This is a genomic window from Actinomadura opuntiae (assembly GCF_030283205.1).
Lineage (GTDB): Bacteria > Actinomycetota > Actinomycetes > Streptosporangiales > Streptosporangiaceae > Spirillospora.
Genome location: NZ_JASNWF010000002.1, coordinates 57,033 through 71,785 on the forward strand (window position 1 = coordinate 57,033; position 14,753 = coordinate 71,785).

Below are 14,753 nucleotides of genomic sequence, written 5' to 3' on the forward strand. Positions count from 1 at the left end.
ACCCGCCGGCGGCCGGCCGAAGCGGGCGAATCGATGATGATCGTGCATTACCCGCCCGTAAGCGGTCCGCGGCCGCCCGGCGCGGGCGGGGCGGTCACCTGCGGGAGCGTTCGAGGGCGTCCCAGAACCCGCGGCGCAGCGCGTGCCGCACCTCGTCGTGCAGCAGGAAGTCGATGGGCAGGGACGAGCCCTGCAGCAGCCGGGCCTCCAGGTCGGACGGCATGCGCGGCTTGCGGGCGAGGACGGCCTCCAGCCACAGCGCGGGCGCGTCCCGGGCGACGGACTCGCCGAAGTCCTGGCCCTCCTGGTGGGCGGCCTTCACCGCGTCCGCGAGCGTCGGGGTGTTCTGCTGCGCCGGGACGGGCGCGATCTGCTGCGGGCCGGTGTAGGGGCCGTGCGGGCGGCTCTCCGGCAGCGGCGACGGCCCGGACGACTGGGACGGCAGCGTCTGCGGCGGGGGCGGCGGCGACGGGGAGGGCACCGGCGAGGACGAGGTGTACTGCGGGCCGGACAGCGGCGGCTGGCCGGTGGCCGGCGCCGGTGCGGGCGCCTGCGCCGAGGAGGACCCGCCCGACGGCGGGGCCTGGAGCGGCGAGGACGGCAGCGGCATCCCGCCGGAGTTCATCGAGGACGACGAGCCGAACGAGGACGAGGACGACGACGAACCGAGCGAGGACGACGAGCCGTAACCGCCGCCACCGCCGGGCAGGGGCAGCGGGCCGGTGGGCACCCCGGTGCCTCCGCCACCGCCTCCGCCGCCGTACGAGCCCGACATCCCCGAGCCGGACATGCCAGAGCCCGACATGCCCGAGCCGGAGGAGCCGGAGCCCGACGAGCCGAGCCCGGACCCGGCGGGGCTCAGCGGCGGCTGCCCGCCGATCGGGGACGAGGGCGGCGGGCCGTGGTGCGAGGTGGTCTGGAGCGGGCCGAGCGGCGCGCCGGTGCCGGTGCCGCGCCCGTTGGAGGCGTGCCCGTTGGACAGCGGGCCCGCGCCGAGCGCGTGCGTCCCGGTGCTGGAGGAGCCCGAACCGGTGTCGAGGCCGGTGAGCAGGTTGACGTAGGGGCGCAGGTGGCCGGCGCCGATCTCGATGAGGTCGTCGCACTCCTGCCGCAGCACCCGGGAGATCGTCCAGTTGCCGTCGACGGCGACGTGCACGACGGTGACGCGCAGGCCGAGGTCCTGGGCGTCGGCGACGACCTGGGCGAGGTCCTCGTCGCCGCTGACGACGACGGCGTCGGCGAGCGCGCCGTTGCGGGCCAGGGTCATCAGGTCGCGGTGGATCTCGGTGTCGACGCCCTCGCGGCGGCCGGGCCGGATGCGCCCGAGCCGCAGCTTGAGGCCGGGCAGGTCGGCGAGCGCGTCGTGCTCGGGGGCGCGGCGCCCCTCGACGGTCGCCTCGTACCAGTAGCAGCGCAGCAGGGGCATGCCGGTGCGCTCGCGCGCCAGGTTGCTCAGCAGTTGCAGCAGCCCGCCGAAGTCCCACGAGACGGTCTCGCGATGGCGGGTGCCGTGCACCGCCATGGCGCCGTCGGCCAGCAGGTAGCCGGCGTCTACGAACAGCGCGCAGCGATCCATGCGACACCGCCCTTCCTCTACACGGGAGCTCACAGGCCGGCGTAGTGACCTCGGGCGCCTATAGCGTAGTGAAGCCCGTCAGCCCCGTAGGCCAATACGGCGATTCGCACTCTTTCATGGCATACCGCCGGTTCGCGACTCCCCAGTAACGACGAACTGGGAACCGCGGCGGACGCTACCAGCCGCTGCCGCCCCGCCCCGCCCTTCCCCATGATCTTTACGGGAAGAGCAGGTCGCCGGTTCAGCCGTAGGGCGACCGCGACCGTGTCTTCAACCGCCCATGGGGCCGCCCGTCCGCCAGGAACGGCGCCATCACCTGCGGCGGGATGCCGGCGGGCGGCCCCGCGCCGGCGTCCACGCGGACGCCGCCGCCGGTCCCGCCGACCTCGACGCGGGCCCCGCCGCCGGCGTCGACGCGGACCCCGTTGCCGACGTCGACCCGGACCTCGCGGCCGACCCGGACGTGCACCCCGGCGTCCTGCCCGGCGGCCGCGACCGCGACATGGACGAACGGGACCTGCGGCGGCTTGTGCACGTGGGGCGCGGGCGGACGCGGGTGCGGATGCTTCTTCGGCGGCCTGCGGACCGGTTTCGCCGGGACGCGCGGCTTCGGCGGCGGCGCGGGCCGGTCGGCCACGGGCTTCACCGGCACCGGCGGCGGCACGGCCGGGGGCGGCGCGGGAGGCGGTGCGGGCGGCTGCGCGGGCGGTTCCGCCGGCGGCTTGGCGGCCGGCGGCCGCGGACCGGCCTGGACGGCGGAGGGCGGGTCGTGCGCCGGTTCGAGCGGCTCCTTGCCGGCCACCAGCATCATCGCGGCGGCCACCGCGGCCGCGACCGCCACCGCGCTTCCGCCGGCGAGCGCCTGCTGCTGCCGTTTCGGCAGATGGCGCAGCCACATGAACAGGCCGCCCTTGGACGCCAGCGCCATCCCGGCGGCGGTGCCGAGCACCAGCGGGCCGAGGGCCTCGCGCAGCGCCGCGTTCACCTCGGCGAGCTCGGCGTACAGCGTCTTGCAGTCGGCGCAGCCGTCCAGGTGCCGGCGGACCCGGCGGGCCTCGCGCCCGGCCAGGCCGCCGCGCACGTACGGGCCGAGCCGCTCCAGCGCCGGGCGGCACTCGCGGCGCGCGTCCGGCAGCGCGTCGAGGTGCATCTGCAGGTACGCCTGCCGGAGCCCCTCGCGGGCCCGGTAGGCCAGCGCCGCCGCGCCGTTGGCGGTGAGGCCGAGCAGCGGCGCGACCTCCGACGGCTTCGCGCCCTCCACCTCGGTGTGCCAGAGCACCTCCTGCCAGCGCTCCGGCAGCGACCGGTACGCCCGGACGATCATCGAGCGCTCCAGCTCGGCGACGGCCGGGTCCTCGAACGGGGCGCCCTCGTCGAACTCCTCGATCCGGTCGGTGCGGTGGACGCGGCGGTCCGCGCGCTGCCGGTCGTACACCGATCGGCGCACGGCGGTGAGCAGGTAGGGGCGGAACCCGGTGTCGGGGCCGCCGCCGCGCCGCAGCATGCCGAGGACCTTGGTGAACGCGTCCTGCACGGCGTCCTCGGCGGCCATCGCGTCGGCGCCGCCGGTCAGGTGGCGGGCGAGGCGGCGCGCCGCGTCGACGTGCCGTTCGTAGAGCGTCGCGTACGCCGACACGTCGCCGTCCCGGATCCGGGAGATGAGCGTCGCGTCGCCGGCACCGGTCGTGGCGGGCTCCTCCACCGTGGCCTCCTCACCGAGACGCGCCGTCCTTGGCGGGCTCTTCGCCACATCGATGCTAGCTCGTTGTGACGCCTTGACCACTCATTGTCGCGCACGGCGTCACTCGACACGTTCGATTTCGCGGATCCGCGTCATGGACGGCCCGGTGCGGCGTTGGAGGGGCGTGGGCCGGTTCCCCAGCCGCCCGCCCGGGGTGCGCCCGTTCCGGCGAGGGGGCTGAACGGGTGCACCCCGCTCCGTGCAGCGGCGGGAGGGGACGCCGGTGCGCTCAGCGCGTGATGGAGGCGCGGCCGAGTTCGGTGAGGGCGGTCTCGGCGTGCGGCGTCTCCCACTGGACGGTGCAGTTCCTGCCGTTGAGCTCGACGGTTGCGATGGCGTTGTCGAACCAGGGGCCGTCGGTCATCCGCCACCGGAGCGGCGGCGCGGGCACCTTCGCCAGCTTCGCCAGCGCGCGGAACGGTCCGCTGACGCCGCGCAGCGACGCGATGCGGTTGGCCCTGCGGAAGGTGCCGATCAGCGGGTTGCGCAGCGGCGAGCAGACGATCTGCGCGATGTCCGACGTCGTGTCGGGGGCGGTGACACGGGAGAGGTAGGAGTAGTGGACGTCACCGGAGAGAAAGGAGATGCTGGCCGGCGCGGGACCTCGCTCTCCCTTCGCGACCGCGACCACGTCCTCCGCCACCTCGCGGAACGAGCGCTCGAACGCCGCCCAGTGCTCCAGGTCGGCGGCCTGCCGGATCTTCTCCCCGACCACGGCGGCGCGCCGCCCCCACGCGCCGCCCGCGACGGCCTCGTTCCACGACTCGGCGTGGTGGACCGTGCGGGGCAGCAGGTAGGGCAGCGAGCTGGCGATGAGCAGGTGGTCCACGCCGCCCTGGCACTGCTCGTCCAGCCAGCGGAACTCCCCGTCGTCCAGCATTCCGCGCCGGTCGGGCGTCAGCAGCCGGGAGCAGCGGCTGTCGACGACGATCAGCCGGGTGCCGCCCCAGTCGTGCGCGTAGCTCCACCGCATGCTGTCGGGTTCCTTGTCGGCGCGCTCGGCGAACTCGTCCAGCACCTTGCCCGCGTCGCCGCCGCCCTCGGACGCCGCGCGCACGGCCGCCAAGAGCGGGTCGGACGCGCGTTCCTGCGGCGCCATGTTCCCGAGGTGCTGGTAGATCCAGTACGAGCCGATCCCGGCGGTGATCCGGGTCCGCCACCACGGCTGCGCCCACATCTGCTGCCGCCAGGTGTAGGAGGTGTTCCAGTCGTCGCGGATGTCGTGGTCGTCGAAGATCGTGAAGATGGGGACGGTGGACAGCAGCCAGCGGACGGTCGGCTCGTCGCGCCAGGCCAGCTTGTACAGGTGGGTGTAGTCCTCGAAGTCGGCGGCCTCGTCGACGGGCGGCTCGTCCTTGGCGCGCCGGCTGTTGATGAACTCGCGCATCTCGTCGGTCAGCTCGTCGGCGTACACCTGGTCGCCGACCATCAGCAGGACGTCCGGCCAGCTCACGGCGTCGCCGCCGGTGCGCAGCCGGTGCGCGAACGCGGCGAGCGCGTCGTGCCCGAACTGGTCGGGGGTGCCGGGGGAGCGGCGGCACGACCCGAACGCGATGCGCAGCGTCCCGTCGGGGTCGAGCGTCCGGATCAGGCTGGCCGGGTGGTCCGATCCCGGTTCCGGCCAGACCGTCTCGCCGTCGATGACCACTTCGTAGGGGATGCGCGCGCCGGGTTCCAGGCCGTCGACGTCCACGATCGCGTAGTGGTGGCCGTGCGCGGTGAACGTGCGGGCGCCCGCGTCCAGCCCGTGGTCGGCGTTGACCACGCGGACTTCGCACGGGTGGTCGGTCTCCACCCAGATCGTCGCGGTGCGGGCGCTCACGTGCCGGAGATGGGGGCCGAGTGCCAAAGCGGTCATAGAACGTCTCTCTAGCGGAACCCGGCGGTTCGCGTCCACCCCGGTGCGGTCAGTGTGCCTTGGCCTCCAGGAACGCCGCCTCCTTTTCCGGCGCCAGCCCGACCGTGGGACGGTCGGGTCGCTGCGGCGCGGTTCCGCCTATGGAGCGCAGCCATTTCCAGGTGTCCTCCACCGTCTCCTCCACGGGACGGCAGCGCAGGCCGGTGTCGAGCGCCTTGTCGACATTCCCCTGGTGCATGGTGCCGTGGGCCTCGCCGGGCGAAATCCAGATGGGAAGCTCCATCCACGGCTCGATGCCCGCTTCGAGGATCTCCTCGGGGGATGCCCATACGAATTCCGCGTCCGAGCCCGTCGCGCTTGTGCATGCCGCCAGCAGGTTGCCCATCGTCGTGTGGTCCTGCGGACTGATCAGGTTGTAGGGGCCGTTCAGCTTCCGCTCGATGGCGTCCAGCGTCCAGATGGCGAGGTCGCGGACGTCGATGTACTGGATTCCCAGGTCGCGTGGGCCGGGTGCCAGGACGCGCCCGCCGCGCGCGATCCGGTTGAGCCACCATGGCAGGCGCCCGATGTTCTCGTAGCGGCCGAGTATGAGACCTGCGCGCACGAGGAGCGCGCTGTCGCCGAACGCGTCGAGCGCCGCAAGTTCGCCACCGCGTTTGGCCTCCGCATAGGGGACGTCGCCGTCGTCCATGGAGCCCTCTACGACGGCGGCGTTCTCGTCGGCTCCGGCGGGCGTCGGGAACGGGTGCACGGACCTGCTGGAGATGTAGGCGTAGTGGCCGGCCCGTCCTTTCAGCAGCCGGGCGGCGTCGCGGACCACGGTCGGCGCGGCCGACCAGGTGTCGATGACCGCGTCCCATTCCCCCTGGACGAGCGCCTTGAGGCCGTCCTGCGTGGTGCGGTCGCCGTGGAGGGCGGTCGCGCCGTCCGGAGGCTCGTGGCGGCCGCGGTGGAAGACGGTCACTTCCCAGCCGCGGGCCAGCGCCTCCTCGGCCGCCGCGCGCCCGACGAATTCCGTGCCGCCCAGCATCAGAAGTCTCATGGCGTGGACTGTACGTTCTGTACGTTCAGTACGGCAGCCGTGCACGCTCTCGGCGGAATCACCTGGATCACACGCCCCGCTCGGGATGCGCGGCGAAGCCCCGCAGCAGCGTGTCCATGACCTGCGTCGCCAGGACGCCCGGCTCCTTGCCGTCGTCCCTGCTGCTGGCCTCGTGGATCAGCGCGTAGTAGACGCGCCGCGCCCACGCCAGGTCGGCGTCCGCGCGCAGCGCGCCCGCCTCCCGGGCCCGCCGGAAGAGCCGCTCGCACCTGGCCTCGACGTCGGCGTGCACCCGCGCGATCTCGGGATCGGACGAGGCGGAGGCCCGGGTCATCCCGAACCCCCAGCCGATCTTGACCTCCAGGACGCTCGCGGTGACCTGGTACAGCGCCACCAGCGGCGGCGCGCTCTCGACCGGCGCCGCGTCCACGGCCTCGGCGAACCGCCGGGTGGCCCAGGAGGCGAGCGCGTCGACCAGCGCGTCCCGGGTCGCGAACCGCCGGTGCACGGTCGTGCGGGCGACGCCGGCCGCCTCCGCGATCTGCTCCATCGTGGCCGCCGGATCGGCGGACAGCACCCGCTCGGCCGCCTCCAGGATCGTCCGGACGGTCCGTTCCGCGTCCGCGCGCAACGCTCTGCTCACCCCGAAACAGTACAGCAAAGTTCCAGGTATCCACCTACTTGCAACATCTCTGTCGCATCTATTAGCTTGAACGCATCATCAGTGATGCACGAAGGAGTTCTCATGGACCTGCGACTGACCGGCAAGACCGCCGTGGTGACCGGAGCGAGCAAGGGCATCGGCCTCGCCACCGTCGAGGCGCTGACCGCCGAGGGGATGCGCGTCGTCGCGGCGTCCCGCACCGTCACCCCCGGCCTGAAGGAGACCGGCGCGATCGCCGTCGCGGCCGACCTGTCCCGCCCGGACGCCCCGTCCCGCCTGATCGAGACCGCCCTCGACGAGCTCGGCGGCATCGACGTGCTCGTCAACAACGTCGGCGGCGGGGACGGCGACGGCATGGCGGGCGGCTTCCTGACCTTCGACGACGCCGCCTGGCAGGGCACGTACGAGCTGAACCTCTTCGCCGCAGTCCGCACCACGCGCGCCGCGCTGCCGAGCCTGCTGGAGCGCTCGGGCGCGGTCGTCAACGTCTCGTCCAACGGCGCCCGGACCCCGCACGTCGGTCCCGTCCCGTACACCACCGCGAAGGCGGCGCTGACCGCGTTCGGCAAGGCCCTCGCCGCGGAGTTCGGGCCGCAGGGCGTCCGCGTCAACACGGTGTCGCCGGGCGCCACCCGCACCGCGATGTGGGAGTCCCCGGACGGCTACGGCGCCGAGCTGGCCGCGACCCTGGGCGTGGAGCAGCAGCAGCTCATCGACATGGTCCCCGAGCGGATCGGCATGCTCACCGGCCGCTTCGTCGAGCCCGCCGAGGTCGCCGCGCTGATCGCCTACCTGGCCTCGCCGCTCGCCGCGAGCACCACCGGCACCGACCACCTCATCGACGGCGGCGCGGTCAAAACCGCCTGAAGAGGGATAACGTCGAAGTGTGGGCTTCGACATCGTCCGCGACCTGCCGCCGGCACTCCACGACCGGGCCGCCATCTGGACCTACCTGAGGGGGTTCGCCGAAAGCTGGGGCACGCCCCTCGGCGCGGACGACGGCGCCCCCGAAGCCGAGCTGGCCGAGGCCGGGCAGCGCCTCGGCCTCCGGCTGCCCGCCGCCGTCCGCGAGGCCTACGCACTGCTCGGCCGCCGCCCCGACCTGCACAGCAATTTCCACACGCTGCTGAGCCCGGACGAGCTGACCGTCGAGCACGGCGCGGTGATCTTCCGGGAGGAGAACCAGGGGGCGGCGCGCTGGGGCGTCCTCCTGGACGACCTCGATCAAGAGGACCCGCCCGTCCACGTGTGGGAAGACCTGGCCGACAAGTACCTCGAACTCTGGGAGCCGTGGCTCGACCGCTTCTCGGTGGCCGTCCTGGACATCGTCCTGTCGGAGTCCGCACAGGGCCCCGAGGAGCTGTGCGACTTCCGCGACCTGCGCGCGGGCGAGGACGACGAGCTCGCCCGCCGCCTCACCCTCCTGCCCTTCCCGGCGGAGTACCAGACCTTCTACGTCGCGCCGGGCGTCCTCGTCGCCGACGGCGGAGGCGACGTGCTCTGCGTCCGCGCCCGCGACCCCGAGACCCTCGACCGCTTCCGCGCCGAGTTCCCGGGCAACTGGCTCAACGCCTGACCATCGCCGTTCCCCGCCCGGCCTGCACCGTCCGGATGTGGCCCGCGGGCCCGGCGTCCGGCCGGGGCGATAGTGGGGTGGTGGATCGGAGACTGCAAGCGGATCTGTTGCGCCGGGCCGCCCGCGACCAGAGAGTCCGTGAGTCGACCCCGCGGACCTCCCTCTCTCCCTTCAGAGCCCTGCGCTTTCTCTGGGTCGACGGCAGGAACGCCGCCTGGCTCGATCGCGTCGTCCGGCGGCGCGGGTGGCCGGGGATCTCGCTGGTCGGAACGGAGGCGGCCCACGCGGCCTGGCTGCTCGCCCAGCACGCCGACCGGCGGCGGCAGGCCCAACGCCGTTTCCTGGGGGCGCTGCTGGAGGCGGTCGAGCGCGGCGACGCCGATCCCAAGGACCTCGCCTACCTGGAGGACCGCGTCCGGATCAACGCCGGCCGGCCCCAGCGGTACGGCACCCAGTACGGAATGACCGCGGCGGGGTTCGGCCCGCAGCCCATCGAGGAGCCCGACGGCGTGGACGACCGCCGCGCCGAGGCGGGCCTGCCGTCCATGGCCGAGTACGACGCCGAAATGCGCCGCCTCCTCTACAACTCACCCCTCGCGGTCAGGAGCCGAGGTGCCGGGCCGCGAGTGCGGTGACCTGGGCGGCCAGGGCCGACAGGGAGGAGTCGCGCGACGCGGCGGCCTGGGCCAGCCGGGTCACGTCGCTCGCCCACGCGCCGGTGGCGCGGTCGTCCTCGCCGATCCGGGCGAACCCGCGGTCCAGCAGGCCGCGCGCCTCCGCGTCCCGCTTGCGGGCCACCGCCTTGACCGCGCCGACGGCATTGGCCAGCGCGCTGGCCGGCCTTGACCACTCGTCCGCACGGGCCCGTGCCGCCGGGTTTCCCGCGTCGTAGTCCGGGTCGTCCGCGACCGACGCGGTACGGACGTCCAGGTCGAGCCGCCAGAACAGCGGCACCCCCGCGAAGCGGACGAACAGCAGGCGGCGGCGGTCGGAGTGATGGAAGTCCGGGTCGCTGCGGACGTCGTCCACCGGCTGGACCTCTTCGAGCACCTCCGCCAGGTGGGCCAGGCAGTCCGGGAACCGCGCGTCCGGCACCACCCACGCGATGTCGATGTCGCTGAAGTCGTCGGCGGTGCCCGCCGCCAGCGACCCCCTCAACCGCGCATCCGAGCCCGGGCAGCACCTCTCCAGCGCGCCGCGCACCCCGGCGGCCAAGACGGCACGGTCGCTCTCGCCCACGCCGCACACCGTAGCCCGCCGCAGGGGACCCGTTAATGCCCCGCGACCTCGCTGGAGGCGGGCCACAGAGGGTCGTCGCCCTCGCCCGCGAGGTGCTTCTCGTAGATGGCCACCTTGTGGGAGATCAGATCGAGGCAGTGGTTCAGTTCCTCGATCTGGTCGGTCACGCGTTTGCGGTGGTCGCGCAGCAGGGACAGGCGCGCCTCCACGGTCGACGTCCCCTGCCGCACCAGCGCCGCGTACTCGCGGATCATGTCCAGGGGCATGCCGGACGCCCGGAGCCGCGTGCACAGGTGCAGCCACTCCAGTTCGGTCTCGCCGTAGACCCGCTGCCCGCCGACGCGGCGCACCGGCATGGCGAACAGGCCCTCCTTCTCGTAGAAGCGCAGGGTGTGCACGCTGAGGCCGGTGCGCTCGGCGACCTGGCCGATGCTGAGGGACATGCGTCGAGCCTAGGCGCTTGCCCTAGAGCGGACTCTAGGACCTAGCGTCCGCGCCCATGAACGTCACACTGATCACGGGCGGCTCCCGCGGGATCGGCGCCGCCGCGGCCCGCCTGCTGCTGGAGCGCGGCCACCGCGTCGCCGTCACCGGACGCGACCGCGACCGTCTCGACCGTTTCGCCAAAGGCTGCGGCAACCCCGAGATGCTCCTGACCATCGCCGCGGACGCCGCCGATCCCGAAGCCATGCGCTCCGCGGTGGACGCCACCGTCGAGAGGTTCGGACGGCTCGACGCGGTCGTCGCCAACGCGGGCTTCGCCACCCCCGACAGCGTCGTCGACGGCGACCCGGCCCGGTGGCGGGACATGGTGCTGACCAACGTCCTCGGCCCGGCCGTGCTCATCCGGTCCTCGGTCGACGCCCTGAAGGCGACGCGCGGCCGGATCGTCCTGGTCGGCAGCGTCGCGGGCTTCATCCACAGCCCCGGCAACCTCTACGGCGCGACGAAATGGGCGCTGACCGGCCTCGCCGAGAACACCCGCCGCGCCGTGACGGCCGACGGCGTCGGCGTCACGCTGATCGCCCCGGGACGCGTCGAGACCGCGTTCTGGGACGACCTCGGCGGCCCGCCCGAAGGCCGCACCCTTACTGCCGGCCAGGTTGCCGAGTCGATCGTCTGGGCCATTGGGCAGCCGCCCGGCGTGGACGTCAACACCGTCACGATCCGCCCGATCGGCCAGCCGGTGTGATCCCGTCAGCCGGCCGCCGAAGGCGGGGCGAAGGCGCCGGCGGACGCGGCCAGGGCGGCGGTCCTGGCCGCGTGACCGGGCAGGTCCGGGTCGGGCGGCGTGCGGAGCAGCACGAGCTGGTGGTACAGCGGCGCGGTCGCGGTGACGAGCAGCCGCCGGGCGTCGGTGCGCGGCGGGAGCTCACCGCGCCGGACGGCCCGGTCGACGATCGCCTCGCAGCGGGCGTACCGGTCGTCCCAGAGCCGCCGCTGGGCGCGGTCGGCCTGCTCGGAGCGGAACGAGGCGGCGATCAGGGCCGCCACGACCGGCGGCTCCGCGGTCAGCGCGTCCTGGATCTCGTGGTTCAGCGCCGCCAGGTCGCCTTCCAGCGAGCCGGTGTCCGGCGGCCGCCAGTCGTCGCCGCCCGCCGCGTCGAGGACGTCGGCGAGCAGTCCGCCGACGTCGCCCCAGCGCCGGTACACCGTCGCGCGGTGCACACCGGCCCGGGCGGCGACGAGTTCCACGGTGAGCCCGTCGTAACCGTGCTCTCCGAGCTCCGCGAGAACCGCGTCGAGCACCTGCCTGCGGACACGGGCGCTGCGGCCGCCGGGTCGGCGCCGGGTCGGCGGCGGCTCGTCGGCGGGGGCGTCGGACGTCATCGCTGGTCATCCGTTTGCTCAGGGGACGGCGGTTATGGCAGCATCTTAATGCATCAGTTGTCGCAATAGTGACGGAGGCGATCATCGCCGACGGCGCGGCGGCAGACGACTCCCCAGGAGGAAGCGATCCCGATGCCGCCCGTCCCCGCCGACCCGACCGTGGTGCATCCGATGCCCGGCCAGCCGCGGGTGGTGCTGCTGAAGCCGCTCGTCACCTCGCCGCTGATCGAGGTCGGCGAGTTCTCCTACTACGACGACCCGGACGACCCGACCGCCTTCGAGACCCGCAACGTGCTGTACCACTACGGGCCGGAGAAGCTGGTCATCGGGAGGTTCTGCGCGCTGGGCGAGGGCGTGCGGTTCATCATGAACGGCGCCAACCACCGCATGGACGGCCCGTCGACGTTCCCGTTCCCGATCATGGGCGGTTCCTGGGCCGAGCACTTCGACCTCATCACCGGCCTGCCCGGACGCGGCGACACCGTGGTCGGCCACGACGTCTGGCTCGGCTACCGGACCCTGGTGATGCCCGGCGTCCGCATCGGCCACGGCGCGATCATCGCCTTCGGCTCCGTCGTCGTCGACGACGTCCCCGACTACGGCATCGCCGGCGGCAACCCGGCCCGGCTCCTGCGCCGTCGCTACCCCGACGAGGACATCGACCGCCTCCTGGCTCTGGCCTGGTGGGACTGGCCGCTCCCGCACCTCACCGAGCACATCCGCACGATCATGTCCGGCGCCATCGACGAGCTGGAGGCCGCGGCCCCTCGGCCCTGAGCGCCGGCGTCCCCGCACCGAGAAACGAGCCGCCACCATGCCCGTTCCTTCCCACGGCGACTCGTTCGCCGACTGGCTGCACTCCCATGCCGTCCCGCTCACCCACCTCGACCCCGACGCGCCGCTCGACGACCTGGAGCCGTTGCGCGGCATCATCCGCGGCGCATGCGTCGTCGCGATCGGCGAGCACTCCCACTTCGTCCACGAGTTCGCGCAGTTGCGGCGGCGCATCCTGTGGTTCCTGGCCGAGCGCTGCGGTTTCACCGTCCTGGCCTTCGAGTACGGCTTCAGCGAAGGGTTCCCCCTCGACGCCTGGGCCCGGGGCGAGGGCGCGGACGACGACCTGTCGGCCCACCTCGCCGCGGCGATCCCCATCGGACTCGAAGAGCCCCTGCGCTGGATTCGCCGGCACAACCGCACGGCCCAGTCACCGGTGCGTTTCGCCGGCATCATCGACACCCCGGCCTCCACCGTGGCCGGCGACCTGGAAGGCGTACGCGCATGATCTTCACCCAGGCGGAGCTCGACTACCTGGCCACGCAGCACATCGGACGGCTGGCCACCGTCGCGCCCGACGGGCAGGTGCAGAACAACCCGACCAACTTCTTCGTCGACGCCGACACCGGCACGATCGTCATCGGCGGCGGCGCGCTGGGCGCGTCCAAGAAGTTCCGGAACGTCCAGCGGGGCAGCACGGTCGCCTTCGTCGTGGACGACCTGGCGACGGTCGACCCGTGGGCGCCCCGGGGCATCGAGATCCGAGGCACCGCGGTGGCGCTGACCGACCAGGACCCGCCCCGGCCCGGCCTATCCCGAGAGACCATCAAGATCACCCCGACCAAGATCGTCACCTGGGGGCTGGAGGGACCCCGCACGAGCCGCGCCGTGTGACGGCCGGTCACGCGGCCCCGCCCAGCTCGACCCGCACGATCTTCCCCTTTCCGGGCCTTTTCTCCACCGTCCATCCCCCGGAAAGGCACGCCACCAGCGGCAGCCCGCGCCCTCCGAGATCGCCGAGCGCCGGATAGCGCATCTCCGGAAGCTCGTCACTCCCGTCCCACACCTCAATTACCGGACATTCTCCGGATAGGCGGAAAACCACCTTTATTGCAAGGTCGCCACCGGCCTTCCCGCACGCGGTGATCGCGTTCGTGACCAGCTCCGACACCACCAGCCGCGCCATGTAGTCGTCGCCGAGCCCCCAGTGCGCCCACGCCACCGAGACGAGCTGCCGCGCCTCCCGCGCCGACTCCGGAACCGGTTTGAGGCAGCACTCGAAAGCGTCCGCCAACCCGTCCACTTCCCGATCACCCACCCTTTCTGCGAATCTTTCACCGTTCGACTCCAAGAGTGAATGGCCGCCGTTACCGTGGCCATGGATCTGAGCAACGAGAGACAAGATCGAATTCGGAGGGGTGGCGATGACGCGCCGCGAAGAGCTTGATCCCACGGCCTCGCTCTGGGACCTGTTCGCCGTCTACCTGCATGTTCTCCGGACGAAGCACGGCCTGTCGTGCGCTGCCGTCGGTCGGGTGGTCAGCGCCGCGCGGCAGACTGTCTCTCATTGGGAATCCGGCCTGCTCCGCCCCGACGAAGACCAGATCCAGAAGCTGGACGCCCTCTACGAGACCGGCGGCCTACTGGAATGGCTCGCCTTCCACGCCGAGATCGTTCACGACGCGCGCTGGCAGAAGCAGCACCTGCACTACGACGCCCGATCGTCCAAGATCCGGCTGTACGAGCGATCGTTCATTCCGGGACTGCTTCAGACACCGGAGTACGCCCGAGCGCTGTTCGTGCTGGAGGGCATTGTCGATGACGTGGAGGGCGCCGTCGCCATGCGGATGGCCAGGCAGGAGCGCCTGTTCTCGGCGAACCCCCCGCACCTGTCCATGCTGATAGACGAGGACGTGATAGACCGGGCCGTCGGAGGGCGGGAGGTGATGTCCAAGCAGTTGGAGCGCCTCTTGGAACTCTCGGAACTGCACCACATCATCGTGCAGATCGTCCCTCGTGACCTGGGTTTTCACCACGGCCTCGTCGGGCCCATGAAGATCATGACGGTCGGAAGCGAGTTGATCGGCTTCACTGAGGCGCCGCTGGGTGGAAAGCTGATACGAGGCCCGAGAGAGGTCGGTCAACTTGCGCTGCGACTCGATCGCATCGGGGCGGACGCATTGAACCGTACGCAGACCAGGGATGTCATCCGACGAGCATTGGAGTCGTTGAAATGACTCAGTGGCGCAAATCCAGCCGCAGTAGTGGGACACACGGAGCGACCGAGTGCGTCGAGTTGGCCACTCTTGCGGACGGCGTGGGGGTGCGGGACAGCAAGGACGCGGACGGCGGCCATGTCACCGTGGAGCGTGCAGCCTTCGCCGCCCTCCTCGCCCGCATCCGCTCCGGCGTCCTCGACCTCGTCTGACCGGATCGGCCGGGACCCGACTCTG

18 protein-coding genes are annotated in these 14,753 nt (G+C 72.6%); 9 read left to right on the forward strand and 9 right to left on the reverse strand.

What is annotated here, in order from left to right; all coding sequences use genetic code 11:
• Positions 1-94: 94 nt before the first annotated feature.
• The 5 genes from QP089_RS03630 to QP089_RS03650 form a co-directional block, all read right to left on the reverse strand.
• Positions 95-1,576: an NYN domain-containing protein gene (locus QP089_RS03630; RefSeq protein WP_285909798.1), complete on the reverse strand. Its 1,482-nt coding sequence runs from the start codon at positions 1,574-1,576 to the stop codon at positions 95-97.
• Between the two features lie 241 nt (positions 1,577-1,817).
• Positions 1,818-3,278, reverse strand: a complete 1,461-nt coding sequence (locus QP089_RS03635) for a sigma-70 family RNA polymerase sigma factor (RefSeq protein ID WP_285909799.1) — start codon at positions 3,276-3,278, stop codon at positions 1,818-1,820.
• Between the two features lie 268 nt (positions 3,279-3,546).
• Complete coding sequence (locus tag QP089_RS03640) at positions 3,547-5,175, reverse strand: alkaline phosphatase D family protein (RefSeq protein ID WP_285909800.1); 1,629 nt, start codon at positions 5,173-5,175, stop codon at positions 3,547-3,549.
• A gap of 49 nt (positions 5,176-5,224) precedes the next feature.
• Entirely contained in the window at positions 5,225-6,217 is a 993-nt protein-coding gene (locus QP089_RS03645) for an NAD-dependent epimerase/dehydratase family protein (protein ID WP_285909801.1), read from the reverse strand.
• Between the two features lie 67 nt (positions 6,218-6,284).
• Positions 6,285-6,860 carry a TetR/AcrR family transcriptional regulator gene (locus tag QP089_RS03650; RefSeq protein ID WP_285909802.1) on the reverse strand — a complete coding sequence of 192 codons (576 nt, stop codon included), beginning with the start codon at positions 6,858-6,860 and terminating at the stop codon, positions 6,285-6,287.
• Between the two features lie 102 nt (positions 6,861-6,962).
• On the opposite strand from QP089_RS03650, the gene QP089_RS03655 reads away from it, so the two are divergent.
• From QP089_RS03655 to QP089_RS03665, 3 genes are all read left to right on the forward strand, one after another.
• Positions 6,963-7,748 (forward strand): SDR family NAD(P)-dependent oxidoreductase, encoded by a 786-nt coding sequence (locus tag QP089_RS03655; protein WP_285909803.1) that lies wholly within the window; start codon positions 6,963-6,965, stop codon positions 7,746-7,748.
• A 19-nt stretch (positions 7,749-7,767) separates the two neighbouring features.
• Positions 7,768-8,457, forward strand: a complete 690-nt coding sequence (locus QP089_RS03660) for a hypothetical protein (protein WP_285909804.1) — start codon at positions 7,768-7,770, stop codon at positions 8,455-8,457.
• A gap of 80 nt (positions 8,458-8,537) precedes the next feature.
• Positions 8,538-9,092, forward strand: a complete 555-nt coding sequence (locus QP089_RS03665) for a DUF6624 domain-containing protein (protein ID WP_285909805.1) — start codon at positions 8,538-8,540, stop codon at positions 9,090-9,092.
• Here the strand turns inward: QP089_RS03665 and QP089_RS03670 are convergent.
• Both QP089_RS03670 and QP089_RS03675 read right to left on the reverse strand, forming a co-directional pair.
• On the reverse strand, positions 9,058-9,696 hold the full coding sequence (locus QP089_RS03670; protein WP_285909806.1) for a nucleotidyltransferase domain-containing protein: 639 nt from the start codon (positions 9,694-9,696) through the stop codon (positions 9,058-9,060). The genes QP089_RS03665 and QP089_RS03670 overlap by 35 nt on opposite strands.
• 32 nt (positions 9,697-9,728) lie before the next feature.
• Positions 9,729-10,139, reverse strand: coding sequence for a MerR family transcriptional regulator (locus tag QP089_RS03675; RefSeq protein WP_285909807.1), 411 nt, complete (start codon positions 10,137-10,139; stop codon positions 9,729-9,731).
• 56 nt (positions 10,140-10,195) lie between these two features.
• Here QP089_RS03675 and QP089_RS03680 point away from each other — a divergent pair, with 56 nt between their 5' ends.
• The gene (locus tag QP089_RS03680; RefSeq protein ID WP_285909808.1) at positions 10,196-10,888 is read left to right on the forward strand and encodes an SDR family oxidoreductase; all 693 of its coding nucleotides are present in this window, start codon (positions 10,196-10,198) and stop codon (positions 10,886-10,888) included.
• Positions 10,889-10,893: 5 nt separating this feature from the next.
• Here QP089_RS03680 and QP089_RS03685 read toward each other — a convergent pair whose 3' ends face one another.
• The gene (locus QP089_RS03685; RefSeq protein ID WP_285909809.1) at positions 10,894-11,526 is read right to left on the reverse strand and encodes a TetR/AcrR family transcriptional regulator; all 633 of its coding nucleotides are present in this window, start codon (positions 11,524-11,526) and stop codon (positions 10,894-10,896) included.
• A gap of 132 nt (positions 11,527-11,658) precedes the next feature.
• Between QP089_RS03685 and QP089_RS03690 the strand changes: the two genes are divergently transcribed.
• The 3 genes from QP089_RS03690 to QP089_RS03700 are packed head-to-tail and all read left to right on the forward strand — an operon-like array spanning position 11,659 to position 13,194.
• Positions 11,659-12,303 (forward strand): CatB-related O-acetyltransferase, encoded by a 645-nt coding sequence (locus tag QP089_RS03690; RefSeq protein ID WP_285909810.1) that lies wholly within the window; start codon positions 11,659-11,661, stop codon positions 12,301-12,303.
• Positions 12,304-12,340: 37 nt separating this feature from the next.
• Positions 12,341-12,808, forward strand: a complete 468-nt coding sequence (locus QP089_RS03695) for an erythromycin esterase family protein (RefSeq protein ID WP_285909811.1) — start codon at positions 12,341-12,343, stop codon at positions 12,806-12,808.
• Positions 12,805-13,194 (forward strand): PPOX class F420-dependent oxidoreductase, encoded by a 390-nt coding sequence (locus QP089_RS03700; RefSeq protein WP_285909812.1) that lies wholly within the window; start codon positions 12,805-12,807, stop codon positions 13,192-13,194. The genes QP089_RS03695 and QP089_RS03700 overlap by 4 nt, the downstream gene beginning before the upstream one ends.
• Before the next feature lie 7 nt (positions 13,195-13,201).
• On the opposite strand, the gene QP089_RS03705 is transcribed toward QP089_RS03700, so the two are convergent.
• Positions 13,202-13,651, reverse strand: coding sequence for an ATP-binding protein (locus QP089_RS03705; RefSeq protein ID WP_285909813.1), 450 nt, complete (start codon positions 13,649-13,651; stop codon positions 13,202-13,204).
• 73 nt (positions 13,652-13,724) lie between these two features.
• Between QP089_RS03705 and QP089_RS03710 the strand changes: the two genes are divergently transcribed.
• Together QP089_RS03710 and QP089_RS03715 are read left to right on the forward strand one after the other, a co-directional pair.
• On the forward strand, positions 13,725-14,537 hold the full coding sequence (locus QP089_RS03710) for a helix-turn-helix domain-containing protein (protein WP_285909814.1): 813 nt from the start codon (positions 13,725-13,727) through the stop codon (positions 14,535-14,537).
• Positions 14,534-14,728 (forward strand): DUF397 domain-containing protein, encoded by a 195-nt coding sequence (locus QP089_RS03715; protein ID WP_285909815.1) that lies wholly within the window; start codon positions 14,534-14,536, stop codon positions 14,726-14,728. The genes QP089_RS03710 and QP089_RS03715 overlap by 4 nt, the downstream gene beginning before the upstream one ends.
• Positions 14,729-14,753 lie beyond the last annotated feature (25 nt).